Source organism: Paenibacillus sp. OAS669, from assembly GCF_014873645.1.
Classification (GTDB): Bacteria; Bacillota; Bacilli; order Paenibacillales; family NBRC-103111; genus Paenibacillus_S; species Paenibacillus_S vulneris.
The window spans coordinates 287,162-312,401 of the sequence record NZ_JADBDR010000008.1 but is presented as its reverse complement, the minus strand read 5'-3'; the positions used below and the strand labels follow the sequence as shown (position 1 = coordinate 312,401).

The 25,240-nt window shown below is 47.8% G+C and carries 29 protein-coding genes; 7 read left to right on the top strand and 22 right to left on the bottom strand.

What is annotated here, in order from left to right; translation table 11 throughout:
- Window positions 1–6: 6 nt before the first annotated feature.
- Together GGC63_RS19610 and GGC63_RS19605 are read right to left on the bottom strand one after the other, a co-directional pair.
- On the bottom strand, window positions 7–1,410 hold the full coding sequence (locus GGC63_RS19610; protein WP_192703724.1) for an MFS transporter: 1,404 nt from the start codon (window positions 1,408–1,410) through the stop codon (window positions 7–9).
- A gap of 423 nt (window positions 1,411–1,833) precedes the next feature.
- Window positions 1,834–2,367, bottom strand: a complete 534-nt coding sequence (locus GGC63_RS19605; RefSeq protein WP_318781087.1) for a YbhB/YbcL family Raf kinase inhibitor-like protein — start codon at window positions 2,365–2,367, stop codon at window positions 1,834–1,836.
- A gap of 150 nt (window positions 2,368–2,517) precedes the next feature.
- Between GGC63_RS19605 and GGC63_RS19600 the strand changes: the two genes are divergently transcribed.
- Window positions 2,518–3,210 (top strand): GntR family transcriptional regulator, encoded by a 693-nt coding sequence (locus GGC63_RS19600; RefSeq protein WP_225948329.1) that lies wholly within the window; start codon window positions 2,518–2,520, stop codon window positions 3,208–3,210.
- A 258-nt stretch (window positions 3,211–3,468) separates the two neighbouring features.
- On the opposite strand, the gene dnaI is transcribed toward GGC63_RS19600, so the two are convergent.
- The 4 genes from dnaI to GGC63_RS19580 all read right to left on the bottom strand — a co-directional run bounded on the left by dnaI (window position 3,469) and on the right by GGC63_RS19580 (window position 6,592).
- Window positions 3,469–4,419, bottom strand: coding sequence for a primosomal protein DnaI (dnaI, locus tag GGC63_RS19595; protein ID WP_192703723.1), 951 nt, complete (start codon window positions 4,417–4,419; stop codon window positions 3,469–3,471).
- Window positions 4,420–4,443: 24 nt separating this feature from the next.
- Complete coding sequence (locus tag GGC63_RS19590; RefSeq protein ID WP_192703722.1) at window positions 4,444–5,949, bottom strand: helicase DnaB; 1,506 nt, start codon at window positions 5,947–5,949, stop codon at window positions 4,444–4,446.
- 129 nt (window positions 5,950–6,078) lie between these two features.
- Window positions 6,079–6,276: a YwbE family protein gene (locus tag GGC63_RS19585; protein WP_192703721.1), complete on the bottom strand. Its 198-nt coding sequence runs from the start codon at window positions 6,274–6,276 to the stop codon at window positions 6,079–6,081.
- Between the two features lie 31 nt (window positions 6,277–6,307).
- The gene (locus GGC63_RS19580) at window positions 6,308–6,592 is read right to left on the bottom strand and encodes a YuiB family protein (protein WP_079909699.1); all 285 of its coding nucleotides are present in this window, start codon (window positions 6,590–6,592) and stop codon (window positions 6,308–6,310) included.
- Between the two features lie 218 nt (window positions 6,593–6,810).
- On the opposite strand from GGC63_RS19580, the gene hemQ reads away from it, so the two are divergent.
- Window positions 6,811–7,557: a hydrogen peroxide-dependent heme synthase gene (gene hemQ / locus GGC63_RS19575; RefSeq protein ID WP_079909698.1), complete on the top strand. Its 747-nt coding sequence runs from the start codon at window positions 6,811–6,813 to the stop codon at window positions 7,555–7,557.
- Window positions 7,558–7,727: 170 nt separating this feature from the next.
- On the opposite strand, the gene GGC63_RS19570 is transcribed toward hemQ, so the two are convergent.
- From GGC63_RS19570 to GGC63_RS19540, 7 genes are all read right to left on the bottom strand, one after another.
- Entirely contained in the window at window positions 7,728–8,201 is a 474-nt protein-coding gene (locus GGC63_RS19570) for an RDD family protein (protein WP_192703720.1), read from the bottom strand.
- 38 nt (window positions 8,202–8,239) lie between these two features.
- Window positions 8,240–9,208 carry a signal peptide peptidase SppA gene (sppA, locus tag GGC63_RS19565; protein WP_192703719.1) on the bottom strand — a complete coding sequence of 323 codons (969 nt, stop codon included), beginning with the start codon at window positions 9,206–9,208 and terminating at the stop codon, window positions 8,240–8,242.
- Window positions 9,209–9,247: 39 nt separating this feature from the next.
- Window positions 9,248–9,982: an ATP-binding cassette domain-containing protein gene (locus GGC63_RS19560; RefSeq protein ID WP_192703718.1), complete on the bottom strand. Its 735-nt coding sequence runs from the start codon at window positions 9,980–9,982 to the stop codon at window positions 9,248–9,250.
- Window positions 9,983–9,986: 4 nt separating this feature from the next.
- Window positions 9,987–10,409 (bottom strand): GntR family transcriptional regulator, encoded by a 423-nt coding sequence (locus tag GGC63_RS19555; protein WP_192703717.1) that lies wholly within the window; start codon window positions 10,407–10,409, stop codon window positions 9,987–9,989.
- A 2-nt stretch (window positions 10,410–10,411) separates the two neighbouring features.
- Window positions 10,412–11,173, bottom strand: coding sequence for a hypothetical protein (locus GGC63_RS19550; protein WP_192703716.1), 762 nt, complete (start codon window positions 11,171–11,173; stop codon window positions 10,412–10,414).
- A gap of 212 nt (window positions 11,174–11,385) precedes the next feature.
- Window positions 11,386–11,661 carry a hypothetical protein gene (locus GGC63_RS19545; protein WP_192703715.1) on the bottom strand — a complete coding sequence of 92 codons (276 nt, stop codon included), beginning with the start codon at window positions 11,659–11,661 and terminating at the stop codon, window positions 11,386–11,388.
- Between the two features lie 3 nt (window positions 11,662–11,664).
- Window positions 11,665–12,855, bottom strand: coding sequence for an NAD(P)/FAD-dependent oxidoreductase (locus tag GGC63_RS19540; RefSeq protein WP_079909691.1), 1,191 nt, complete (start codon window positions 12,853–12,855; stop codon window positions 11,665–11,667).
- Between the two features lie 400 nt (window positions 12,856–13,255).
- On the opposite strand from GGC63_RS19540, the gene GGC63_RS19535 reads away from it, so the two are divergent.
- Entirely contained in the window at window positions 13,256–14,242 is a 987-nt protein-coding gene (locus tag GGC63_RS19535; protein WP_192703714.1) for an NAD(P)/FAD-dependent oxidoreductase, read from the top strand.
- A 250-nt stretch (window positions 14,243–14,492) separates the two neighbouring features.
- Window positions 14,493–15,476, top strand: a complete 984-nt coding sequence (locus GGC63_RS19530; RefSeq protein ID WP_192703713.1) for an aldo/keto reductase — start codon at window positions 14,493–14,495, stop codon at window positions 15,474–15,476.
- Between the two features lie 43 nt (window positions 15,477–15,519).
- Here GGC63_RS19530 and sda read toward each other — a convergent pair whose 3' ends face one another.
- The 6 genes from sda to GGC63_RS19500 all read right to left on the bottom strand — a co-directional run bounded on the left by sda (window position 15,520) and on the right by GGC63_RS19500 (window position 20,143).
- Window positions 15,520–15,663 (bottom strand): sporulation histidine kinase inhibitor Sda, encoded by a 144-nt coding sequence (gene sda / locus GGC63_RS19525; RefSeq protein ID WP_318781090.1) that lies wholly within the window; start codon window positions 15,661–15,663, stop codon window positions 15,520–15,522.
- Between the two features lie 277 nt (window positions 15,664–15,940).
- Window positions 15,941–16,231: a hypothetical protein gene (locus tag GGC63_RS19520; protein WP_192703712.1), complete on the bottom strand. Its 291-nt coding sequence runs from the start codon at window positions 16,229–16,231 to the stop codon at window positions 15,941–15,943.
- A gap of 157 nt (window positions 16,232–16,388) precedes the next feature.
- The gene (locus tag GGC63_RS19515) at window positions 16,389–16,760 is read right to left on the bottom strand and encodes a YolD-like family protein (RefSeq protein WP_192703711.1); all 372 of its coding nucleotides are present in this window, start codon (window positions 16,758–16,760) and stop codon (window positions 16,389–16,391) included.
- Window positions 16,761–16,997: 237 nt separating this feature from the next.
- Window positions 16,998–17,864, bottom strand: coding sequence for a PhzF family phenazine biosynthesis protein (locus GGC63_RS19510; RefSeq protein ID WP_192703710.1), 867 nt, complete (start codon window positions 17,862–17,864; stop codon window positions 16,998–17,000).
- Between the two features lie 249 nt (window positions 17,865–18,113).
- Window positions 18,114–19,502, bottom strand: a complete 1,389-nt coding sequence (locus GGC63_RS19505) for a PLP-dependent aminotransferase family protein (RefSeq protein ID WP_192703709.1) — start codon at window positions 19,500–19,502, stop codon at window positions 18,114–18,116.
- Window positions 19,503–19,771: 269 nt separating this feature from the next.
- Window positions 19,772–20,143 (bottom strand): HesB/IscA family protein, encoded by a 372-nt coding sequence (locus GGC63_RS19500; protein WP_079909683.1) that lies wholly within the window; start codon window positions 20,141–20,143, stop codon window positions 19,772–19,774.
- Between the two features lie 429 nt (window positions 20,144–20,572).
- Between GGC63_RS19500 and mqnE the strand changes: the two genes are divergently transcribed.
- Window positions 20,573–21,676, top strand: coding sequence for an aminofutalosine synthase MqnE (mqnE, locus tag GGC63_RS19495; protein WP_079909682.1), 1,104 nt, complete (start codon window positions 20,573–20,575; stop codon window positions 21,674–21,676).
- Between the two features lie 110 nt (window positions 21,677–21,786).
- Window positions 21,787–22,848, top strand: coding sequence for an NAD(P)/FAD-dependent oxidoreductase (locus GGC63_RS19490; protein WP_192703708.1), 1,062 nt, complete (start codon window positions 21,787–21,789; stop codon window positions 22,846–22,848).
- Here the strand turns inward: GGC63_RS19490 and GGC63_RS19485 are convergent.
- Window positions 22,845–23,105 carry a YuzB family protein gene (locus GGC63_RS19485; RefSeq protein WP_079909680.1) on the bottom strand — a complete coding sequence of 87 codons (261 nt, stop codon included), beginning with the start codon at window positions 23,103–23,105 and terminating at the stop codon, window positions 22,845–22,847. The genes GGC63_RS19490 and GGC63_RS19485 overlap by 4 nt on opposite strands.
- A gap of 78 nt (window positions 23,106–23,183) precedes the next feature.
- Between GGC63_RS19485 and GGC63_RS19480 the strand changes: the two genes are divergently transcribed.
- Window positions 23,184–23,429, top strand: a complete 246-nt coding sequence (locus GGC63_RS19480) for a NifU family protein (RefSeq protein WP_028547362.1) — start codon at window positions 23,184–23,186, stop codon at window positions 23,427–23,429.
- A gap of 109 nt (window positions 23,430–23,538) precedes the next feature.
- Here GGC63_RS19480 and GGC63_RS19475 read toward each other — a convergent pair whose 3' ends face one another.
- Together GGC63_RS19475 and GGC63_RS19470 are read right to left on the bottom strand one after the other, a co-directional pair.
- Window positions 23,539–24,327 (bottom strand): SDR family oxidoreductase, encoded by a 789-nt coding sequence (locus GGC63_RS19475; RefSeq protein WP_192703707.1) that lies wholly within the window; start codon window positions 24,325–24,327, stop codon window positions 23,539–23,541.
- Window positions 24,328–24,437: 110 nt separating this feature from the next.
- Window positions 24,438–25,178, bottom strand: a complete 741-nt coding sequence (locus GGC63_RS19470) for a Cthe_2314 family HEPN domain-containing protein (RefSeq protein ID WP_192703706.1) — start codon at window positions 25,176–25,178, stop codon at window positions 24,438–24,440.
- Window positions 25,179–25,240: the final 62 nt, after the last annotated feature.

Here is a 25,240-nt window from a genome sequence, read left to right as displayed (position 1 = left end):
AAGTCACTAAGTAACGGATTTGCTGTCCATTACTCTGTCCTTAGCCATTTTAGCTGCACGCCCAAATTGTACATAATACAATGCAACCATCATAACGACCAGAATAGCCAGTACCAGAAAAATGTCGCTATATACGAATGTAGTGCTGTTTTGAGGTATCGGATTGAAGTGAACGGTCGAAGTGCCGAAATCCAGTACCTTGGCGATGGCAGCGGCAGATGCAGCCGAAGAAATAAAAGTGATCATGGAGAACAATCCCATTCCTACTCCTATATGCTCTTTGGGCAGCGCTCGTGAAACGGTGTTCGACATCGCAATTTGCATGAACGATTGACCAAGGACACCGAAAATGAGAAAGATCGCAATAAAGACTGGCGACATGCCTACGACGGAAGACAAACAAACGAAACCGATAATAAGAAGTGCTGCTGCTGTATACACAAGAAACGGATTTCCCTTTTCATCAGCTAACTTGCCGCCTCGCCGACCCAAAATCGCTGCCATTATGGCTGACGGTAACATAACCATTCCAATGAAAACCGGTGACAAATGGTTTACAGAAGAAAGCAGCTGAGGTGTGACGAATGGAATAGCAAAGCTAATCCCAATCATGACGAAAGTAATAATCAGACCGAATGAAAACGGTTTGTTTCGAAAAATAGCCGGGTCTATAAACGGCGCTGTGGCTAAGCGTATACGTAATAAGAAAAGAATAAAAGAAATAGCACCCGCTGCAGCAAGCCAAATATTTTCTTGAGTTAATGCCAGTAGTAGAAGGGCTACTGTGCCCGCCAAAAGTGATCCGCCAATAAAATCCATTTTGCTGGCGACTCCCTTTTCATCCTCTAAATATTTCCGATACATCGGCAGCGTAAACAGCGATAAAAGCGAAATCACAAATAAAACCCGCCAGTTCCACGTACTGCTCACCACCCCGGCAATGATTGGACCGAGTGCCAAACCTAGTGCGTATCCGATTGCGACGGTACCCAGTGCACGACCGCGCCTTTCAGGTGAAAAGTAACGGACTGGCACGATCATTGTAACCGCTGGAATGACCGCTGCACCCGCTGCCTGCACAATTCGTCCCACAATGACCATCCAATATTGAGTAGCGACGAGACCTACAACAGACCCCATAGCAAAAAATAGCAGACCAAATGTCAGCAAATTCTTCAAGCTGTATCTGTCTGTCAATTTTCCGTAAGTTACCGAGCCAATTGCATATACAATCATATAGCCCGTAATGATCCAGCTCCCTTGTGACGGCGAGAGCTGAAACTGATTATTGATAATCGGAAGTGCAACATTAAACATGGTTGCATTCATGACGGAGATAATGAGCGTAAAGACAAGAATACCAAGTAATAACTCTCCTGCATTCTTTTGAATACTATGATTGGTTTGCATTGGAATGCCTCTTTTCTATAGGACAAAACAGCGCTGCTGAAGCAGCCCTTCTGTATTCCCTTTTGATTGACAAATTTATCACGCTGTGAAACTGGAAGAATTTCTTTGCCGCAACGGCAAAGAAATTCTTCCAAAGTTCCGGCGGGTTATTCAGGGTAATTTGAAATTGATTTTGTTTTTGATTTTGCTCCCACAGCCGCAAATGATCGTATGCTTCAAAATTTTAATTGGCTGCTGGCACATGGGGCACACACTTTGATGAATCGGATCGTTCAGTTTCACTGCTTCCTCCGTACTTGACGTTGTTTCGCTTCGAGCATTGGGGATTCCCGCCCCGTTGCTGTATGTAGGCATCAACACAAGCACGCATACCACAACCAATTTTTATTCATGTCATTGTCTCCTATGACCCAATATCTTGGGTTACTTGACTTCCCCTGTTGCCACGAGAACGGCTCTTCCCAGCGTATGGCTCTGCATGGTGAATCCTAAGAGAGCCGGCGTGGAGTTAGAGTCGACGCCGACATTCTCAACATCCAGCGCATGAACGACAAAATAATACCGATGGGGACCGTGTCCCGCTGGAGGCGCCGCACCAATAAACCGTTCGAGCCGCAAATCGTTCGGCAGCTGCAAAGCGCCTTGCGGTAAGCCGCTGCCATGCTCGTCGCCTGCGCCGGTTGGCAGTTCGGTGACGCTGGCAGGGATGTTGATGACGGCCCAGTGCCAGAGGCCCGATCCGGTCGGTGCGTCCGGGTCATACGCGGTGACGGCAAAACTCTTCGTCCCTTCGGGCGCACCCGACCATTTCAAATGGGGCGAAAGATCTTGTCCGCCCTCCACTCCTGACATCGCCGAATATTGCTGAGGCGATAAAGGAAGGCCCTCCGCAATGTCGTTGCTCGTCACCTGAAAAACGGCGACTTCCGGAAATTTGGCAAATGGGTTGTTACTCACTGTAAATTACCTCCTTTTTTTGAATACAATTCGATTATATTCATAAGAATCGATTCTGTAAACACAAATCGATTAATTATTTAATTATCGAATTTCACTCTTGTTTTTTTATAGATTTCGGTGTAAATTATTTAAACGTGTATAATCTCGATGTGCATGAAGGATGGTGTCGGCTTAATGGCCAAAAGAAACGGTTCGTCCACTTTAAGCGAAAATGTCACGAAGAAGCTGCAGTCCGATATTCTGACCGGACAATATGAACCGGGCTCTCCATTAACCGTTTCAGAATTAGCCAAGGGCTTCGCTGTCTCGGTCGCAGTCGTTCGAGAAGCACTAACCCGGTTGGCGACCCAAGGCCTCGTCCTGCAAAACCCGAATCACGGATTTTCAGTGAAAACGGTGTCAGAAGAAGAACTGAAAAGCATCATAGAGGCGCGGTTGATCAATGAATCCGCAGCATTACGCCTGTCTATCGCCCATGGCGATCTCACATGGGAATCCGGTGTAATCGCCGTTCACCACAAATTATCGCAAACGCCAGAGTACAAGGAAGTGAATCAAAAGCTTGCCGTTAGCGAAGAATGGTCTGATCTCCACCGTCAATTTCATTACGAACTTATCGCGGCATGTCCAAATCCGGTTCTCCTGGATATTTGCAAACGCCTTTGGGAATTAAGCGAATTTTATCGGCATTGTTCGGTCCCGCAGCAGTCCGTTCGTGACGGCCGCGCCGAACATAAGGCGTTAACAGATGCCGTTCTTAACCGCGACAGCGATCTTGCCGTCGAGATCTTTAAAGCTCATATCCAACTCACCGCGGAAATCGTACTTGACAACCGATAAACGGTTATGTCTACAATCGCCGCCTAACCCAAACCCGTTGTAGACAAATATAAAATAACCCCACAAAGTGGGGCCTTGGCCTCGAAGCTGATTCAGGTATAAAAATTCTATACTATTAAAAAAAAGAAGCAGCTGCCCTAGGGCAACTACTTCTTTTTTTATATTAGCGCAGGATCGACAGATCTGATCCATAACTTCATTTATCTCCGGGCACCCAATCAGCAGCTTACGCCGACATGACCTGCCCGTATTTCGATATTAACTGCCCCGCTTGTTGTATCCGTTAACCAGCACGACATCGACAAAAGGACGGATACGATCCATGATTCTTCTTCCCTTGAACTCCTCATCCCCATCCTTGCTCGTGAAGCTGAAATGCTGCTCCAGTGCCTCCAAATCATGGTTAGAGGTAAAGAACGTAGGCTTCCGGTTCATCCGGTAATTCAGAATGGAGCCCATCACATGATCGCGCAGCCACGGATTCAAATTCTCCGCGCCGATATCGTCAAACACGAGCAGATCGGTTTCCTTCAGCACATCGATCGTTTCCTTCAGCTTCATCGGATCCTGGAACATGGCCTTTAAATCCTCGGCAAAATCAGGCATATAGACGATAGCGCCCGTATACCCGCTCTTAGCCAGCTCATGAAGCATGTAGCACATAAGAAACGTTTTGCCTGTGCCGAAGCTGCCTGCGAGATATAGGCCCTGCTTCTGAAGCCCCTCCTGCTTCGTTTGCAGAATATAGCTGATGATCCGGTCTACCGCTTCCTCGCGGTTCGGATCTTTATCGAAAATTTCGGTAGAGGAATATCCCTGGGACAGCGCCCGCTCATCCACATAGAAGCTGCGGATCCGGCTGCGGACCGCTTCCTGCGTCTGCTGGGCGACGAACTTTTTGCACGACACCTTGTAGTCATACAGCCGCGGACCTTTATCGGACTCCTCTACCGACAGCATCGTATAATGCCCTTGAAAATCGTTCGGACATTTATCCAATCCGGGGCAGTTGGAGCATGTCGTATGCTCGGTCACGTATTGATACAGCCGGTTCATATTGATCTTCATCGTATAATCGTCAAGCATCGGATATTTGGCTCTCAGCTTGAGCACCAGCGGATCGGCCATAATCTGCTTCATCCTCTGCTCCGCCTGCTGCCGGTATTTCTGATTAGGCAAAGACTTCAGCACTTCACCGAGTGATTCCATGGCATGCAGCTCTCCTTCCCCGTCTTATAGCTTGCCGTCGAGCATCTGCGCTCTGCGGCGCATCGCTTCCCGCTCCTCAGCCGTACGTTCTCTGGAAGCGACCGGCTTGTCTCCCACAACCGGAAGCTGCGGCTTCTGCTTGCCTCGCGTACCGCCGCGCTGACTCCCTGCGGCAGCCGGGGTACGGCTTCCCCCGCGCGAGGCCTTGGCATCCTTATACTTCGTCTGCTCCCGAATGTACTGTACGGCCTGTTCGTATGTTCTGACCTGCTTGGCCAGCATATCCGTGACGCTGAATTCTATCGAAGCCTTGGACCAGGAACGCTTGTTCACGTACAAATAATGAATAAGGACATTGATGACTTCTTCGCTCAGGCGATAGTTCAAATCGACTTTGGACAGCGTGTCCAGCAGCCCGTCCGGTACCGTGCCCTTCGAAAAAATCTTTTCCAGAAGAAACGTATAAGGCTCATTGCGCAAAATGTAGTTATATTGATGCTGGTTGCATTCCCCTTGGAAAATATCGGGTACCTCCAGATAATACTCCATTTCCACTGCCTTGTCTTGAGACTCGATAACCGCTCCCGCCGTCTCCGATGCCCCCGTAGACCTGTCCTGCTCAACTCGCGCCATATAGCGCGTCCGTTCCTCGCTGCGCTTCTTGTCCTGACGGAACACGGCATTCGCCTTGTGCTGGAGCACCTCCAGCGCAATTTCACCATCCGGTTCAAAAACGCCCTCCTCATCGAGCAAGCGGCACATATCGGTCAAGTACAAGCCGTATTTCTTGGCGACAAAATTAATTTTGGCCATTTGCTCAGGCTCATACTTAAGCCGTTCCACATAAGCGCGGTTAACGGACTCTCTTGGAAAATGCATAATAATATCCGAGTATTGGAAGCCCTTGATCACGACCTCCGGCCTCTCCGCAGGCTTGGATGCGGCCGATTCGAATAATGCCTGCTCCAGCTCGTAATCGACGACCTGGGTATTCAAGCGGAACAGCTCATAGAATGGAACCGACAAATTTTCCGAATTGGCCTGCGCAAGCTCATCGAGCTCGGGCAGCACCAGCTCATCTCTCAAGGAGAAGACCATATATTTGCCGACCTTGTCACGCAGCAGCAGCGTCAGATGCTGGTTCTTGAAAAACTCGTTCGGCGAAAGCGGAGGATACAGCGTGTACTCGTAGACATAATCGTCCGATGACTCCACAAACCTCCGGTTCGTTCTGAGCAGTCCAATCGCCTCCAGCCTTGAGGTCTGCTCGATAATAAACTTGCGTCCCCTTTCCCCGCCTTCCAGCTCCAAAGCGAGGAACAGCTTGCGCTGCTGCTCCATCAAGGAGCACCCGACCTTATCCGCAGGCAGCTGCTGAAACAGCGTATGGTACAGACTGATAGCAAAAGCGCCGATCATCGGCTGGTAAATCGTCGACAGCATTTTCAGATCCAGACTGCTTAATGAAAAATCGCGTATCACATAATAACGATGATATTCCGAAAAATGCAGCAAATTCGTAATCCGCATGTACTCAATCCCATCTTTGGTCTAACGTATTAACCTCCATTTTACCACAGAAATCGACAGCTGGTAGAGGGGCGCCCAAGAAAAAAACATGGTAAACGGAATGTCTCCGCCACCATGTTTCACTTGAACCTACTCCGCTATAATTTCCTTCACCCTGCCTACGGTCCCGTCCGTGAGGCGAACCTTAATTCCGTGAGGATGGCTTGGCGAATTCGTCAAAATATCCTTCACGATGCCTGGTGTGAGCTTACCCGTACGCTGATCCTGCTTCTGAACGATATGAACCTTGATGCCTGGAGTCACGTCTTTGCGAAGCTGACCGTTCATCAGCAGCACTTCCTTTCCAAGATGAAATGGGCTAGAACATTTTGAAGCCTTTTTGACGCAGCGACTTGATGGTCGACCCGCTCATGATAGCCCCGATCAGGCCTCCGATGGCCGGAATGTAATCTGCAAAGGAATATTCGGACAGATTGGATGCAAGCGACCCTGTCTCCCAGCCCCAATAAATGACAAGTCCGATTACGAGAGCGATATATCCGTAAATAGGGAACCAGGTTGTCTTCATCAGCATGTTCAATATGAAACCGAGTCCGAAAAACAACACGAACAACAGTACCGTTACGATGATCAACTGCAGCAAGCCGTTCAACTCCTTTTAATCGAAAACATTAGATATAGTTATGTTTATTTTATATAAATTTGCTCGTCCGGTAAAGTGAACGCTTCTTGAACGAGAGAAACGTTTTTTTCCCGCACAATCTGCTCAAAAAGGCCGCATTCATTTGCCCTTTGGGTTTGATTTCGATACAATGAAACAAGTTGTAAACGAATATTTTCCATATAAAGGAGTGTAACCCCATGAGCGATTTGGTAAACACATTGGAAGGCTGGTACGTGCTTCACGATTTCCGTGCCATTGACTGGACGGCCTGGAAAAGCTTGACGAACCAGGAGAGAAACCGTGCGGAGGACGAATTGTACAGCCTGCTGGCACAATATCAAAGCACGGAAGACCAGAAGCTCGGCAGCACCGCCTTCTATAGCATCGTCGGACAAAAGGCCGATTTCATGTTCATGCACCTTCGTGAAACGCTGGAGGAGCTGAACGAGCTGGAAACGCAGTTCAATAAATCCTTGTTTGCTCAAGTCACGGTACCGACCTATTCCTATGTATCTATCGTTGAGCTGGGCGGCTACATGGCTAAGCCGGGCGTAGACCCGATGCAGGATCCGGAAATTTTGGCCCGTCTGAAGCCTATCCTGCCTAAGGCAAAGCATGTGTGCTTCTATCCGATGGACAAACGCCGTGAAGGCAACGATAACTGGTACATGCTGTCCGCCGAGGAGCGCCGCAACTTCATGCGCGCCCACGGAATGATCGGACGCAATTACGCCGGCAAAATCAAGCAAATCATCTCCGGCTCCATCGGCTTAGACGATTGGGAATGGGGCGTTACCCTGTTCGCCGACGACGCGCTGCAATTCAAGAAAATCGTGCATGAAATGCGCTTTGACGAAACCAGCGCCCGCTTCGGCGAATTCGGCGACTTCTATGTCGGCAATTTGCTGGACCGTTCCAAAATGGAAGCTATGCTGAAGCTGTAAGAAGACCTCTCTCGAGGCCTTCAAGGAGGAGCGACCGCGCACTTCGCACCCCATTCAGTTTCGCAGCAGGGAGCCCCGAATAATGATTGTTACGAGAAAAACGGGCACAGGAGGCTAGCTCCTGGTGCCCGTTTTTCTATACTCTGCGGAGGCTCAAGCGATGGTGTATCTCACCGTTTGGCCGCCTTTACGACCCGTGTGCCTGCTATCCTATCGTGCAGCGCACGCTTCTCCCGGTCCCAGCCTGCCATCATGAACCCGATGCACAGGATCAGTCCGGAGACGAACTTGCCGATCACCTCTCTTAGGATGATCCAGCCGACGCCGTTCGGCCGGCCGTCCTCGCGGACCACCTCGATACCTACCGCCATTTTCCCCAGCGTCTGCCCCCAAGCGACTGTCATGGCCACATAATAGATGCAGGATAATAAAGATTCCAGTGCGGATACGGCACGCGGAGGCTCCATCGCGCTGTAGCCTAACATGACGTTCAGGATGCTGAATACAATTTGCAGTGCAATCCCGTCGATGATAACAGCTGCAAAGCGAATCCAAAAGCCTGCATATTGCCTCCCTTCCAAAGGCCGTGCAGCTGCGTTATCCCCTTCGTTCCAAGTCCAATCCGAATTGGTCGGCGATTCCATCCCTTTTCCCCCTTCACTTGATCAACAGCCTTCTAGCATCACATTTCCAATAAATACATCATCCTCGGTCCAACCGAGATTTCCGGCAGGATCTCCTTCAATACTTGAGCTGCCGGAGAGGAAGTCTTGAACATGGCTCCTCCGAACAGCTCCGACAAGGATGGCTCTTTCACATAGCGTACGATCTTGGGATCCGTTAGACCCGTTCGGTCGATCGCATAGGCGACGGCATCTTCCAGCGTGCCGAAATCATCAATCAATCCGAGCGCTTTAGCCTGCTGCCCGGAGTAAACCCGCCCGTCCGCGATCTCCAGCACCTTCTCACGCGGGAGCTTGCGTCCCTGCTCGATGACGGTTACGAACCGTTGATAGCTTTCATCGACCAGCTTCTCGAATATTTCCTTTTCCTTCGGCGTCATCTCGCGAAGAGGGGAACCAATATCCTTAAATTCGCCGCTCTTGACGGTATTTTCCTTATATCCGAGCCAGTTCGCTGCCTTCTCATAATTCGGTATGGAGAAAATAACGCCCAGGCTGCCCGTCAGCGTAGCCGGATTGGCAAATATATAATCAGCCGGCGCCGAGATATAATATCCTCCTGAAGCCGCCATGGAGCCCATGCTGACGATGATAGGCTTTCCGGTCTTCTTAAGCTCGACCAGCTTCGAATGAATCTCATCGGAAGCCACGACCTCGCCTCCCGGACTGTTAACCCGGATGACTACCGCCTTCACGTTATCGTCCTTGCGAATTTGCTCGAGCTGCGAGATGAAGCTGCCTGCGCTAAGACCTCCCGAGAACCCGCTGCTTTTCTCCGCAATGACCCCATCGACAGTCAGCTGGACAATCTTTTCCTTGCCCTTTCCCTGCACAGTCTCCTCATTCCATTTGTTTTTCCCTGACGATCCCGAATCCGGAAACGCGGAATCGGCTTTGATGATCATAATGACAATGAATGCGGCGAACAACACGCCTAGGATCGTCCACGCCCAACCTTTTCTCCCCATCTCTCTCTACTCCCGTCTTTGATTATGTCTCTAGTATTCTTACATGGTGCTGGACTCCAGCCCCTGAAATGCGGAATGTCTCATCCATTCTACAAGGCCGACGCCATAGTTCTGACGAATGTGCTCCACATCCTCATATCCTAGCAAGCGTCCCTCCTTAATGAGCATCGCCTTGTCAAGCAGCGGCTCCACTTCCTCCACCTCATGTGTCGTCATCACTATCGTCTGCTCCCCCATGTCGATAGAAGCAATGACACTTCGAATAATGGATTCCCGGACCAGAGGGTCAAGCCCCGACAGCGGTTCATCCATCACTACAAGCGGAACTTGGCGCGAGAGGGCCAGCACCATTTTCAGACGGGCAAGGCTGCCCTTGGACAAATGAACCAGCTTCTTGCCGAGCTCCAATTCGAATGTCTCAATCATGGAGAATGCCCTGGCAAGCCGAAAATCCGGGAAAAGCTCGTTATAAAAGCGCAGCGACTTCTCCACGGTATGCATAGGATAGAACACATCGCGATCCGGCAGGAAGGCGACTTGCCGAGCGCTTAATCTCTTAGCCTCCGACCCGTTTAGAAGCACACGCCCTGAACTGGGCCTCTGCAATCCGGTCATCAGCCGGAGAATTGTTGATTTACCGCTGCCATTGGTCCCCATGATCCCGACAATTTGTCCTCTCGGAATCGTAAAGCTGATATCCTGGATCGCCGGACTTCCATAAAAATGCTTCCGTACTTGCTCGAACACCACAATGGGGTCTTGCCGCAGCTCCATCCCGTTACTCCTCCTTATCCGCCTTTGTCGTTTGAACTGCCGATTCGGAAGCTTCCGTCTTATCAGAAGCCTTCAAAAAGCTCTTGACGCAGGATACGATTTCCTGCTCCGTACAGCCCAGCTCCTGCATCTCTTCCGCAAACCGGGTGATGAGCTCCTCCATCAGCTGATCCCGAATCAACTCAATTCTCGAGCTATCCTCCGTAACATACATTCCTTGGCCTCTTCGGCTCTCTACTATACCCATTCGCTCCAGCTCCATATTCACTCTTTGCATCGTATTCGGATTCACGCCGTACTTCACCGCGAGATCGCGAACAGAAGGCATCTTCTCTCCCGGTAATACCTCCCGGCGAACAATTTGCCTGCATATCCGGTGTACCAGCTGCAAATAAATCGGCTGCGTATTGGAAAATGATTCGACCACCGCTACACCTCCACTTTACGGTCCAGCAGCCAGACGGACACGAACAAGCCGATTCCAAAATGGATCCACATCCAGATATAGCTCCCCAGGGAAGCGTCATATTCTACCGTAATTTGCCCTGTCTGAAATATGAACCGGAATACGGAGGTTTGCTCGAATAACCCCTCTATACCGATTACAGCTCCAATCAGACCGATCGCTATTGGCCATCTCCATGGACCGAACCGGCTGGTTAAGGAGGCCGCAGTCAAATAGATCAACACCAGCAGGATGGCCAGGCCAATGGAGTTGGAGAGAAATTCCAGTAGGTCAGCAAGATGCGCCCCCTGCAAGAACCCTGTTATTCGATGGAACTCTTCAGCCAGATACGGCTGACTGACGCTAATGCTTTCCCCTCCAGCCTCCAAACGATAGGTAAAGCAGAACATCCCGACCGATACCAAGAGCCCCATGGCAAACTCCAGTACACTTGCGGCATATTTGGCGCTAAGCAGCTTCCATCCCGGAACGGGCAGCTGCAGCCACAAAGGTCTAAGCTCCCATTCCTTCTTCAAGCTCATGAGCATATATAAGGACGGGGCAAAAAAATGAAGATAGATGATCATCAGCCATAAGCTGCTCATTGCGCCCGACTGAAAACGATAAGACAAAAAAATGGACGCCCCTCCAAGGACCAGCACGATCAGCAAATAAATCCATAATGGACCGGACCATTTTGCCCCGAAGGCCAATTCCTTTTTGAACAAAACCCACCAAACCTTCAAAGAGCAGCCTCCTTTTAAAAAAGGTAAAATCATCCACAAAAGTGTACTAACGAAATAGTACACTAGTATGCCTTTGGTGTCAATCCTGTTTTTACCTGTTCTTCTGGCCCCTCGAAGGAAGCCTTTCACCTCCACCGTTCCTGTAAACACAATAAAAATACCCTATGCCACTGACAAAATCAGCGGAAACATAGGGTATTCAGCACAACTATTTATTCATCTTCGTTATCGTCTTCGAATCGGGCATCCCGGCTTGCATCAGTCTTGCTTGCCAAGTAAGCCTCCGTATCCCGGTCGCGCTGGCGGGATTTCTCCTTCAGACGCTCGATAGCGGGAAGAATTAACGTATCGATTTCTTTTTGCACGGTATAGACCAGATCGTAACGGTTCTGGGTTTCAAGAAAATGACCGACTTCCATGAGAGCATTGTAACGGTCCAGCTCTTCCCGAGTCAGCAAACCGCGTACTTGTACGCTGCAATGTCTCATGAGTTAGAATCGACCTTTCTTCAATACTAATGGAATGCCGCCAATAATATACAGGTAGCGCAAATCAACGATCTTTTTCATTACTGCTGCCGTACCGCCTTTAATTTTGCGCGAGCCTACGATACCGATAGCCTCGCCGCGTCCCAAGGATGCAACCGTTCCTTTGCTTTGGTAGACAAAGTTTTTGAGCTGCTCGCCCCGGATGGAAGCCACCAGATTATGCGCGCAAACGTCCGCTTGCTGCATGGAAATTTGCGCCGTAGGAGGATAAGGACGTCCTTCCGGATTCATCACAATCGAACAGTCGCCTAAAACATAGATATGGTCGTAGCCCGGAGCACGGAGATAGTCATCGACCTTAATACGTCCCCGCATTGTCTCAAAGCCGGCTTCCTCAAGCATGTGATTGCCGCGAACGCCTCCTGTCCATACTACGGTCGCCGATTTGATCTCTTCGCCGGTAGCAAGCAGAACTCCCTCTGGCGTACATTCTTTGATGGCTGTGGCAATTTTGAAAGTTACTCCCTTGTTCTCAAGCACATTCATCGCATATTCTACCAGCTCGGGATCAAACCCCGGAAGCGCGGTAGGCGCTGCCTCAATGTTATAAATTTTGACCAGAGCCGGGTCCACGTCGAACTCCTTGCAGAGCTTCGGAAGACGGTCTGCGAGCTCGCCTACGAATTCGATGCCGGTAAACCCTGCGCCGCCGACTACAAAGGTCAAGTAGTCCGTACGGGAAGGCTCCCGCTTGAACTTCGCAAACTGGTATTCGATATGTTCACGGATAAAACGAACGCTGTTAATGCTGCGAATGCTAAGCGCATATTCTTTCAATCCAGGGATACCGAATGTCTCCGGCTCTCCGCCCAGACCGATAACCAGGTAATCATAAGACAGCGTTCCTTCTTCCAAAATAACCTTCTTATCATGCGGTCGGATTTGTACGACGGTCGATTTGACGAAATCGATTTTGAACTCATCAATCAGCTTAAGTATATTGACCCGCGCGTTTTCCGGGTTATCCGTTCCTGCCGCCGGCATATGCAGGTGGGTCGTAATGTAATGGTAGTCATGTTTGTTCACCAGCGTAACATCCGCTTCGTTGTAGTTCAATTCCTTCTGTAAACGAATAGCCGTTACAATGCCGCCGTATCCCGCTCCCAAAATGACTATTCTTGGTATTCGACTCATGGTTTAATCCCTTCCATCACGTTATTTTCTATATTGTATGATAGTACAAAAATGTTTGTGAAAAATTACACAAAGTTATTTAAAAATCGGATTCAAGCCCATCGATTTTAATGAAATCTTTAAAAATAAAAAACATTTTTGTTCTTTATTTGCAGTCAGCTTATAATCAGTTCTCATGACATAATATAATTTATATGACTAAATAGCAAGTATTATTTTGCTTCCTCCCGCCGGAATAAATCGAGACAGTGCAAGGAGTTTGCCCCTTTGACCCGCTTGTTTTACATGCTCAAACTTACGTTTTTGCCAACCCGTATTTTTCCGATATGGATGGAACGGTTGTCTTTTTTCATCTATCATTCCATCCTTGGTGATCAAGTCCCGGAGGTGTTAACGAGCAATGCCAAATGAAGTTGTCGATATTCTCATCGTTGGCGGCGGTCCGGCCGGTATGTTTGCCGCATTCTACGGCGGCATGCGCCAGGCATCGGTCAAAATTATTGAAAGCATGCCTCAATTGGGCGGCCAGCTGGCTGCTCTGTACCCGGAAAAGCATATCTACGACGTGGCCGGATTTCCTAAAGTGACCGCCATGGAGCTGGTCCATAATCTGGAGCAGCAAATGAAGCATTTTCCCGTCGATATTTTATTGGAGGAAAAAGTGCTGAAGGTAGAGAAGAAGGACGAGCGCTTGTTTGAAGTAACCACCGACAAAGGCGTTCATCATTCCAAAACCGTCATTATTACCGGAGGCGTCGGCGCCTTCGAGCCAAGGCGTCTAGAGCTGCCTGAAGCCGGGAGGTATGAGAAGAAGAACCTCCACTACTTCGTCAACGACCTCAGCAGGTTCGCCGGCCGGAAGGTGCTCATCAGCGGAGGCGGCGATTCCGCCGTCGACTGGGCGCTCATGCTGGAGCCGATTGCAGAGAAAGTAACCTTGATTCACCGCCGGGACAGGTTCCGCGCCCATGAGCACAGCGTGGAGAATTTGATGAGCTCCAGGGTTGAGGTGCTCACGCCCAAAGAAATTTCAGCTCTTCACGGCGAAGATTCCATTACGAAGGCTACGCTTAAGGATTGCAAATCTGGGGAAACGTTCGACGTGGATGTGGATGCGGTGATCGTGAGCTTCGGCTTTATTTCCTCTCTCGGGCCGATTGCCGACTGGGGCTTCGACATCGATAACGGCTCTATCGTCGTTGATTCCCGTATGGAGACGAGCATTCCGGGGATTTTCGCAGCCGGCGACATTACGACCTACCCCGGGAAGCTCAAGCTCATTGCCGTAGGCTTTGGCGAGGCCCCGACGGCTATTAACAATGCGAAGGTATACATTGATCCGAAAGCCAAATTGTCCCCTGGCCACAGCAGCAGCATGAAAATGTAACCCGCGGCATCATTAAGCATGCAAGACGCTTCTTTGTTGATACTTCAACATATAGAAGCGTCTTTTTTTCTGCTGGAACCGTTTCGGCTGGCTGGAGCAGTAACTTTGTCGAGCCCAGGGATCCCCCCTTACCTTCCGTATACTAATCCACGTTCATGTAACCCCTTACATTACGAAAGCGGTTTCCTTATAATTTGGGTAGATATTATCTTCCTATACATAACCATTCCCATTTGGAGGCTCAATCCCTATGAAGACTAGACAGATACCCGGAACGGCATTGTTTCCTTCCGTCATTTGCTTGGGAACGTCCGGCTTTGGAGAATCGATTACGCTTGAGGAATCCTTTGCCCTGATGGACCGCTTCCTTTCCCATGGCGGCAGCTTTCTGGATACGGCTAAGGTATACAGCGACTGGGTTCCCGGGGAAAGAAGCCGGAGCGAGAAGGCGATAGGTCAATGGATGAAGCTGCGCGGCAGCCGCAGTCAGGTGATTCTGGCGACCAAAGGCGCTCATCCTGACCTGGACACTATGCATATCCCTCGTTTGACCGAGGAGGATATCCGTCATGATCTGGAGCAAAGCCTGCTGAATTTGCAGACCGATTATATCGATCTGTACTGGCTTCACCGGGATGATCCGAGCCGGCCGGTCGAAGAAATAATAGACGTGCTGAATGAGTATGTCAGCCAAGGGAAGATCCGGTATTTCGGCTGCTCTAACTGGAGGTCGGAGCGCATTGAGGCCGCTCGTCAGTATGCCGAAGCCAAAGGCTTGCAGAGCTTCGCAGCCAGCCAAATCAAATGGAGCCTGGCGTCCTACCCGCAGGGCAACAATCCCACCATGGTCTCGATGGATGAGAAAGAGCTTGCCTATTATGAACGCACAGGCCTGCCCGTTATTCCTTATAACGCGCAGGCGAACGGCTTTTTCAGCGGCCGCTATACGGTGGATCAGCTGCAGGAGCCAACCCCGGATAACCGAAAAGTATGGAAGCTGTGTAACGAGGACAATCTCCGTAAGCTTAAAGCGGTCGAGACCCTAGCGGAACGGCTGCACCTGTCTATGAGCCAAGTGGCTCTAGGGTATCTCCTTGCCCACCCTTTTCCCGTGTTCCCGATATCCGGCTGCAGAACCCTCGACCAGTTGAATGATACTTGCGCCGCAGGGGATGTGTTGTTGAACCAGGATGCCTTTCAAGAGTTGAAAAGCATCGGCAGCTTTCGCCAATAGATGCTTTGCCCAGCTTCGGAATTTATCAAAAAAAGAGCCAAGGTCAATTGACCTTGGCTTCGCTATAATAGTATTCCAAATTAAGCTGACGACGTCTGATCTCTTCTAACAACAATTCGACAAATTCCTGCTCCAACTTGAGGTTCAAAGCCTTGAAGTACGAATCGATTAAAATCTCATTGCTCATCAATCTCATTTAGATCACCTAACTTCGCTTAAAGTAAAATTATAGTAACATGCCCAGAAAAATAGAACAAGCGTTCTGTTATCCACAGCTTTTTGTGCATAACCTGTGCGTACGCTGTTAATAAGTGTAATTTTTTGTATGTTTATGGGGTGAATAATGTGGACAAGGTTATACACAGGTTATCCGCCCTCGGCCTGATAAAAAAAATTAATTAAAAAACAAAAAAAACAGTCTTTCCTTATCAGAAAGACTGCCCTCTTCTATGCTGCATCATTCATTATGCTAGCGCATTTCCGGCATGACCCCAAGGAAGCTCTATCATTAGCTTTCTATTTTGCATACTAATAAACTCCAATTGAGGGTCAACCACAATATAAGGATCGGTCACATCCCGTACGTCATTCCAGTAGCATTGAACGCTCTTCCCAGACTCCGCCCCTCTATTCATCTTGCAGCCGCTGCAATAATCCGCAATCTGAGATTCATTCAATCTCACAATTTTATTGCGCAGGCAGCAATACACGTTTCCCGTCGTATTGGCTAGATTAATATGATTGATATGGGTCATTCGCATCTCCCTATTCCTGATGGATTTCAATAGTATTTATATCTGTTACGTTGGATTATAAAGGATCTTTTCTAAAAAGGTGCTCGAAATTTGAAGTCAAAAACTAAAAATTTTGTATTGTTTTCTGCATCGCTCCAAAGCTTGACCGGAACTTCGTTCATAAGGGAAAAAGCGACTCCTTCCGCATGCCAGTAACCCGATTCGTATCGGGAAATGCCGGTGCCAGATCATCGGTGATAATCACCATATCAAGCACATCCTCCAACGGAATCCAGGAGTATTCCTCGTTATTCTCGATACGGATCGTTCTATGTACTTTGTCGAGCTCGGTTATAATGCCGCGAAACGACTGCTCTTCATACTTGCTCCATACTGTAATGATCGTTTCCCTCTCCGTAAAAATAGCAACCGCGAGCGTGCGTATGAGCGCTTCCATAGCTTGTTCGTCTTTCTCTGGCCGCGGTCTTGTATCTGTTTTCTTTATGTATGTAGTCTCAACGGGCTTGAGGGATAGATGCTTGGCTTCCATGACTTCACCTCTAAATAAGAACATTTGTTCCTATATTATAGAGAAGTTTAGCTCTAAATGCAAATCCAAACTCATTTATAGAAAAAAAGCACCCTTAACGAACAAAACCGTTAGGAGCGCCTAGGTCCTGCTATTAAAAATTCCCACCATCAATAAAAGAAGCAGAATGGTTTAAACTAATATAAGGTGTTGCCAGCATTATTTAGGAGGATGCATGAATAAAGCAGCATTCCAGTTTCAATACCATTCTCCTTTAGCAATTAAGAAAACTTTACCGCCTACTTTGATTTGGATGGAATCTAAAAGCTGTTTTGCTTGAACAGTTAATATGGATGGGCGCCCCATTTGAAACCCCTGCTCAACTCGATAATTAATATTATTGCTTCCAAATAAATGATGTGAAATTATGTAGCCCGCCAAATTCCCATTAGCACTACCAGTAGCAGGGTCTTCTAAAAACCCCGTATCATTCATAAATACCCTTACATTCAAATCATTTTCTTTATGAATGGCTTCATGTGCAAAAACAAGAAGATTAGCCTTTATCACGTCATTTATGAAATTTTGAAAATGAGTATGGTTAATTTTACAACGGTTTACAGCATCCAACGAACGAAGAGGAACGATTACAGCTGGTAATCCAGTTGAAACAATTTGAATGGGGAAGCGCGAATCAATATCCTCTTTCGAAATCTGTAAAATGTCAGCGACTTTATCAACCTCGGAGATAATCCTGCCTAAAGAGGGTTGATTTTGCTTCATTATAAGTTGTTCACCTTCGAAATTTACTGGTATTTGTCCAACTTGAAGGTTTAAGATTACTTGATTACTTTCGTTATTTTCTAATTGCTTTTGAATAACAAAAGCTGTTCCTAATGTTGGATGACCAGCAAAAGGGATTTCTATATCAGGAGTAAATATCCGTACATCGTACCCTCCATTGCTGTGCCTATCCGATAAAATAAATGTTGTTTCGCTAAAATTCATCTCTCTTGCGATCTTTTGCATTTCTTCTGTTGATAAAGGTTTATCAGGAATAAAGACAGCCAATTGATTGCCTTCGTATTTTTGTTCTGCGAATACATCAACTATATAAAAATCCATAAAGAAATCCTCCTAAAAGTATTTTGATAATGAAAAATAGTATACCCCTATTACAAGCTTAATGGTCTTAATTAAGTGTCCACTATAATTTTAGTGTACCTTCGATACAAATTACGGCATGACCTCCGATTACAATTTTTCCGTTATCCAGAAATTGAATTTGCATCGTCTATTCTCCTAAAAATCGATTGGTATTATCTTATCACCCATCAAAAAACCACACAATAAAATAATTGTGTGGCGAACAATTTATTGAAGTGATCTTAAAAGTTGCTGTAATATCATTAAGCCTTTCTCTAATTCTTCAACCGTTTTTGGAGCACAAATGGATAGACGAACTGCTTTTTCAGGAATGCTGTTCCCAACCGTAAATCGCTCGGCAGCATATACCTGGACACCATGCTCTAAGGCAAGAGCTTCAAAATCTGCTCCGGTCATATTGCTTGGCAGCTGTAACCAGCGAAAAATACCTGTTCCACCTCCATGACAAACATAGTCTGATAAGAATTTACTTACTAATTGGTTTCGATACATTGTGTTTTTTCGGTTGTTTTCAATTATCGCATCGAGATTATTGGAAACAATGAGTCGGGCAGCAAGTTCTGCTAACAACGGCGAAACGGAAATATTCAAGTTGTAAAGTGCGTTGGAAAGCGACTTTCTATATTGTTCAGGAGCGGAAACATAAGCAATTCTAAGTCCCGGTGCAACGGTTTTCGACAAGCTGGCTATATATATTGTTTGTTCTGGGGCAAATGTGGCAATTGCCTGTACAGACTCCTTGCACAATAGATGATAAGTAGCATCCTCAATGATGAAAATATTATGTTCTTTTGCTGCTTGTGCGATAGCTTTCCTGCGAGCAAGCGACATTCTGTCGGTAGTTGGATTATGGTAATCCGGTATAAGATATATACCTTTTAAATTCTCATTTTTACAAGCATAAGTAAGAGCTTCTTCACTCATTTCCCCGTCTTTGTTTTTGATTGGTACTAATTGAATGCCTAACATAGCGGCTGTCGTTTTTATACCAGGGTAAGTATGTGGATTCGTACCAATTTTATCACCATGTTTGCAAAGGCTGGCTAGAACTGCTGTTATAGCGTTTTGCCCACCATTAGCAAACAAGATGCTGTCGGCATCCGCATGATAACCGCCCCTACTCATAAATCTTAATGCTGCGTCCTTCTGCCACAGCACGTCATCCGATCTACTATAACTGAACCATTTTGCAAAATCCGATTCATTCACCATGTTTTTAAGTTGTAACATCAGCGGCTCATAAGAATTAGACTCAGGAAGGGTTGCCCCCATTTCAATGACATTATTTTGCTTGTCGGTGCTAAGCAAATAAGAATTGGATAATGCATCAAAGGAAACGAACGTGCCACTGCCTACTGTTGCACTTAATAAACCTTTCAATTCACATACTTTGATAGCCTTCGATACAGTGCTCACATTGATATCCAAAAAATCCGCTAGTTCTCTTTGCGGCGGTAATTTTGTTCCTGGAAGTAAAGAACCAGTTATAATGTCTTCTTCAAGTTGATTAGCTAACGTTAGATATAGCGGTTTCAATGTTCTATCTATGGTAGGCTCCCAGCTCATCGGATAATTTTCAAATGAATTTACAGGCATCTTACTCACATCCTTTTTTCACACAATTATATTATTGTGTGGTTATCTCAACAAGTAAATTAACTTTGATAAAATGTGATTCACTTCCTAAGCTAAAACGCTACCCGCTTGGTACTCTTCGCTCCCTCTTTCTAAGCATAATAAAAAACCTCCCAGCTTGTGTATTTGCACCATACACAGGCTTGGAAGGTTGTAATTCGCAACCCTAAAAAGTCATATCTAGGGTTGTGTACATTCAATTTAATGATTGTGGATTGACGTGTTTATTATTAAGCCTCGACCTTATCGTCGCATTTCTCCGGAGCGCCCTCTTCGTCCTTCACTTTGAAGGAAGAGCCGCAGCCGCAGCTTGCAACCGCGTTAGGATTGTCGATGGTGAAGCCGCCGCCCATGCCGGAATCCTTAAAGTCGATCTCAATACCGTACAAATACTTGGAGCTGTCGGCGTCTACAACGACTTTCAGTCCGTTGATTTCAAAGCTCTTATCGCCTTCCTGCTCCTTATCGTCAAATCCCATGCCGTAAGAAAAACCGCTGCAGCCGCCCGCTTTTACACCCAGACGCAAAAACAAATCCGGCGTTCCCTCGTTCTCCAATAGCTCTTTAATTTTATCGCATGCTGTATCGCTAATTTTAATCATGATGATTTCCTCCTTGCTGATTTAGGTTAACCCAAGCAAAGCTCAGCTTCCTTGGCTTTATTTCTTTCATAAAGCTTCTTCTATTACAGTATACTCCTTATAAGGATTCTCCTCAAGGACTTCCGTCCCTTCGCCCTTTATAAATTCATCCGGACGCTTGGAAGGCCTTTTGTCGAACTATGTATTGCTCGTCCACAATCTGAGGTTTATAATAGGGAGTATTGTTTACTGGTTTTGGACTCAGCATTCTTTATTATGGAAAAGTTTGTGCAAGGTTTCACAGCTTCAGACGCAGTCCTAATTGTAGCCGCTAGATGTTGATCCGAGGGTCGAGCGGTTTTCTGGCATGCTAAGCTGCATTACCGGTTCTATGCGTGCTGGACACGTATTCTTTTATATTTTATACCCTATTATTACGGAGGTGGCTTTATGAGCATTATAATTAGCAATCCCGATCAAAGGATGGCGGAAATCGCCGAGAAGGTAAAGCATGGGGAGCGCCTTTCCCTGGAGGACGGTGTGTTTCTGTACCAATCCGACGATTTGCTGACGATTGGCCAATTAGCCAACGAAGTGAACTTGAGAAAAAACGGCAAAAAAGTCTATTTCATAGACAATATGAGCCTGTACTTCACCAATGTCTGTGAGGCGCACTGTGCGTTCTGTCATTTCCGCCGCGATGAGGGCGAAGAAGGAGCCTACACGCTGACCCCTGAGGAAATGTTCGAATACATCGACCAGCACATTCATCCGGGAATGCGCGAATTCCATATTGCGCAAGGACATAACCCTCACCTTCCTTTCGAGTATTACGTCAATTGTATCCGCGCATTGAAGGAACGTTATCCGGACGTTACTATCAAGGCTCATACGGCAGCGGAAATTGAGTTTTTTTCCCGCATCAGTGGGTTAACCTATAAAGAGGTTCTTCAAACGCTGATGGATGCTGGTCTCGCGACTCTTACCGGCGGCGGCGCAGAAATCTTGTCCGAACGTTACCGTAAAAAAATGGGCGTAGGAAAAGCAACTACCGATCAATGGCTGCAGGTACAGCGGGACGCTCATTCCCTCGGCCTGAAAACCCATGCAACGATGCTGTACGGCTCGATCGAAACGTTGGAAGAGCGGATTCAGCATATGATATTGCTGCGTGAATTGCAGGATGATACGAACGGATTTATGGTCTTCATTCCGAATTCCGTTCAGCCCGCCAATGTCAACGCAGGGATCAAGCGCCGCGTAGCCGCTTTTGACGATTTGAAGACGATCGCCATCAGCCGGCTGATGGTTGATAATATTCCTCATATTAAAGCTTACTTTATCAATTTGGGCACCCAGCTGGCGCAAATCGCACTTTCATTCGGGGCTTCCGATGTTCACGGCACGATTGTAAAGGAAAGAATCAGCCATGCTGCAGGAGCATTGTCTCCGGAAGGTCTGACACGCGACGAGCTGGTTTGGCTTGTTAAAGGGGCCGGACGTATTCCAGTCGAACGCGATACCTTTTATAACGAAATCAAAGTATACGAATAATCAGCTGTTCATCAAGTTCATGTAATGATGTGTCTATATTGTAAAAATTGGATTTCGCCTCATGTGGTGAAATAGCAGCAAGGATGTTCCTCATAGAAAGGGTTAACTCAATGAAGAAAATGGTTATATTAGGCGGCGGATACGGCGGAATGACCGTAGCTAGCGAGCTGCTGGAAAAAGATTTGCCTACGGATACGGTGTTGGTAATGGTTGACCGCATGCCTTACCAAGGCCTGAAAACCGAATATTACGCTCTTGCAGCCGGAACGGTGTCCGACGTCGATATTCGTGTTCAATTCCCTATAGATCCGCGTCTTATACTGAAGTTCGGTGAAGTGACCGGCGTGGATTTGGAAAGAAAGCTGATTCTGTTCGAAAATGACGAACCGCTTTCGTACGACTGGCTTGTCATCGGACTAGGCTGTGTTGACAAGTACCATAACCTTGAAGGCGCAGAGCAGTATTCACACAGCATTCAAACGTTATCCTCCACCCGCAAAACGTTCCAAACCGTCAATGATATCGCACCTTATGGTCAGGTGACTATCGTCGGCGGAGGACTCAGCGGCGTAGAGATGGCAGCCGAGCTGCGCGAGAGCCGGGCGGATCTGAATATCCGCGTATTGGATAGAGGCGCGAGCGTATTGTCCGCCTTCCCGGGCAAGCTTCAAACCTTCGTTCGCGAATGGATGCTTGAGCATGATATCGAGATGAGATCCCACATCTGCCTTACCCGTCTGGAGGGTGGCATTCTGCATAACCAGCAGGAGCTCATCTATACCGATGCTACGATCTGGACAGCAGGCATTCAGCCGAGCCCAATCGTTCGCCAGCTTCAGCTTCCTAAGGACAGCCAGGGCAGACTGGTTATTAACCAATACCATCAGCTCCCGGATTATCCTGAAGTCTACGTGATCGGCGACTGTGCGTCCCTGCCGTTTAGTCCTAGCGCGCAAGCCGCTCAAGGACAAGGCCGTCAAGTTGCGGAAGTGATGCGGGCCGTATGGAAAAACGAAACCCCTCGGCTTGGTAAAATCAAGCTCAAAGGGGTTTTGGGATCGCTCGGCAAAAAATCCGGCTTTGCGTTATTGGGCAAACGCCCTGTGACGGGCATGGTGCCGCGGGCTATCAAGAGCGGGGTGCTCTGGATGTCCAAACGGCATTTCGGTTAAGCTTCATCACCAAAGAGATCGAGCATGGCTTCGATCTCTTTTATTTTATTCATGATCAGCGCTTCGAGCTCGTCCACATCCGGCGCCGCTACAATCTCCCCGTTGACGAGCGCATAGGGAAACAAATAGCATTCTCCGCAATTGCCGAGGCAGCCATATTCAATGACATCGTATTCGGGATTGGCTTCAAGCTTTTTCATCAGCTCTTCGGTTCCGTGGTGCATGTTATTGGTACAAAATTCTATGATAGGTCTCATTCCTATGTCAGCCACCTTGTTAACCATTTTATTTTTGATACTATTGTAATATAATATGTTTAGAAAGGAGTGAATCAAATGAGTGAAAATGCACAAAGCACCATGTACGATGAAGTACTGGAGGTTTTAGATAAGCTTCGTCCGTTCCTGCAGCGCGACGGCGGTGACGTTGAGCTTGTTGATGTCGAGGACGGCATCGTGAAATTGAAGTTGATGGGTGCTTGCGGCAGCTGCCCAAGCTCGACCATTACACTGAAAGCCGGTATTGAACGCGCCCTTCTTGAAGAAGTGGAAGGCGTCCAAGAAGTCGTTCAAGTGTTCTAATTCCATCTTCTTGCAGTAACAGCAAAAGACCCTATGCGACCATCCTGTATCAGGATCGTTCGACGCGTAGGGTCTTTCCCTTTTTTCTCCCGGTTCGCAAGATTCCTGTCTATGACATTCTCTGAGAGCCGATCATCGCCCGAATAGGATCCAATCCGCCTGACACATCCATGATATTCCCTGTAATAAAATCAGAGCGCTCCTCGCATAAAAAGCCGATAACTCTCGCCACATCCTCGCCTGCTCCAGGACGCCCCCGCGGAGATTCCTCATCCTGCTCGTGCTCTACTTCCTGAATCCTCTTCTCTTTATTCGCACCGCGAATATCGCCCGGACAAATCATATTCACCGTGATTCCATGCGGAGCCTCTTCTACGGCCAAGGTTTTGGTAAAGGAGACGAGCCCGACCTTGGCAGCGGCGTACACTGCCCGATGAGGCCAGCCTCTGGCTTCAGCGGCATGTCCAAAGCCGAAATGAATGATTCTCCCCCAACGCCTTCGCCTCATATATGGAAGCACCAGATGATCCAATTGCATGACGCCTAGCAGATTGCCCTGCATCAAATATTCGATTTCCTCCGGCTCATAATCGGCGAACAGACGCCGTTCCCGGACAAACGGGCCCGCGTTATTGATCAAGATATCGATGCCGCCTAGCTCATCGACCGTGTGATGAACAAGCTTCTTCATTTGGTCCTGGCGTGTGATATCGCCCTGAAGCGCAAGACACCGGACCCCCATGCTCTGTATGCGTTCTCTCAGCTCTATAGCTTCTTTATCGCTTTGAACGTAATTAATAACCATATCGCAGCCCGATTCAGCCAGCAGTAAGGCTGCCATCTTACCCAGGCCTTTGGCGCTCCCGGTTATGAATGCAACTTTTCGCTGTTCGTCCATGAACGTCCTCCTCATATGTTTCTTGGCTTCTCAAAAATGCTCATATTCAAAGGTTTGGACGGACCCTTTTGTACATTCTATTCAAAGTATAGAGGAACCATGCCTGGCTTTCAAGCTTTAGACCGGTCATGAGGATATCGGCCGGAAGACTCTGTCAGCTTGGTAATATAGGCAAAAATTAAACGGACGGCGTGATACGTCATCTCGCAGCCGGAAGCAAGATCCTGCATATGCTCCCGGATATTCTCCGTTCGGATCCTCTGCTCGCTGCCGTCGTTAGTCTCGGACACTCTCAACAGATCGTCCAGCAAATCCGCATTGATCGTATGGATCTCCAGATTCCGCTCGATTCGAAGCCGTTCAACGGGCTCTTCGTACTGTTCCTTCAGCCGGAATAGCTGTTCCTCCAGCTCCGTATACAGACCGTTCGTATGCATATTGCGAAGCACGGTGAAATAAGAGAAGCGAGCCTTGATCTCCTCGGTTCTGAGCCGGAACCGTTCATTCATGAATTGACCTAATTTGTCCAGGATGGCAAAAAGACGAATGATCGCATTTTTATAAAAATAAAGATGCCGATGGTAGTCGTCAAGCTCATTGTTGTCCATTTCATCAAGATAAGCCGAACGCACCCTCTCGCCGTACCTGGCGGCAGCGTATTGGCTCTGCTCCAGCTCATCGAGCGATCGGACAAAGCTGCCGCACCATACATAATACCGCCGCTCCTGCGGATTGCGTTCCTGTACCGGAATGTCACGAATCAGCTCTATGTAGCCGTGAATAGCTTGATTAGCCTTAAGCAGCTCGCCCTCATCCTTGCGGCGGGGTTCATTGAACAGCATTCTTAGCATTGCGACAGCCTCCTTGCTGTATTGGCGGGACATCGATACTTTCAGCCTGAGACGTATTCCTG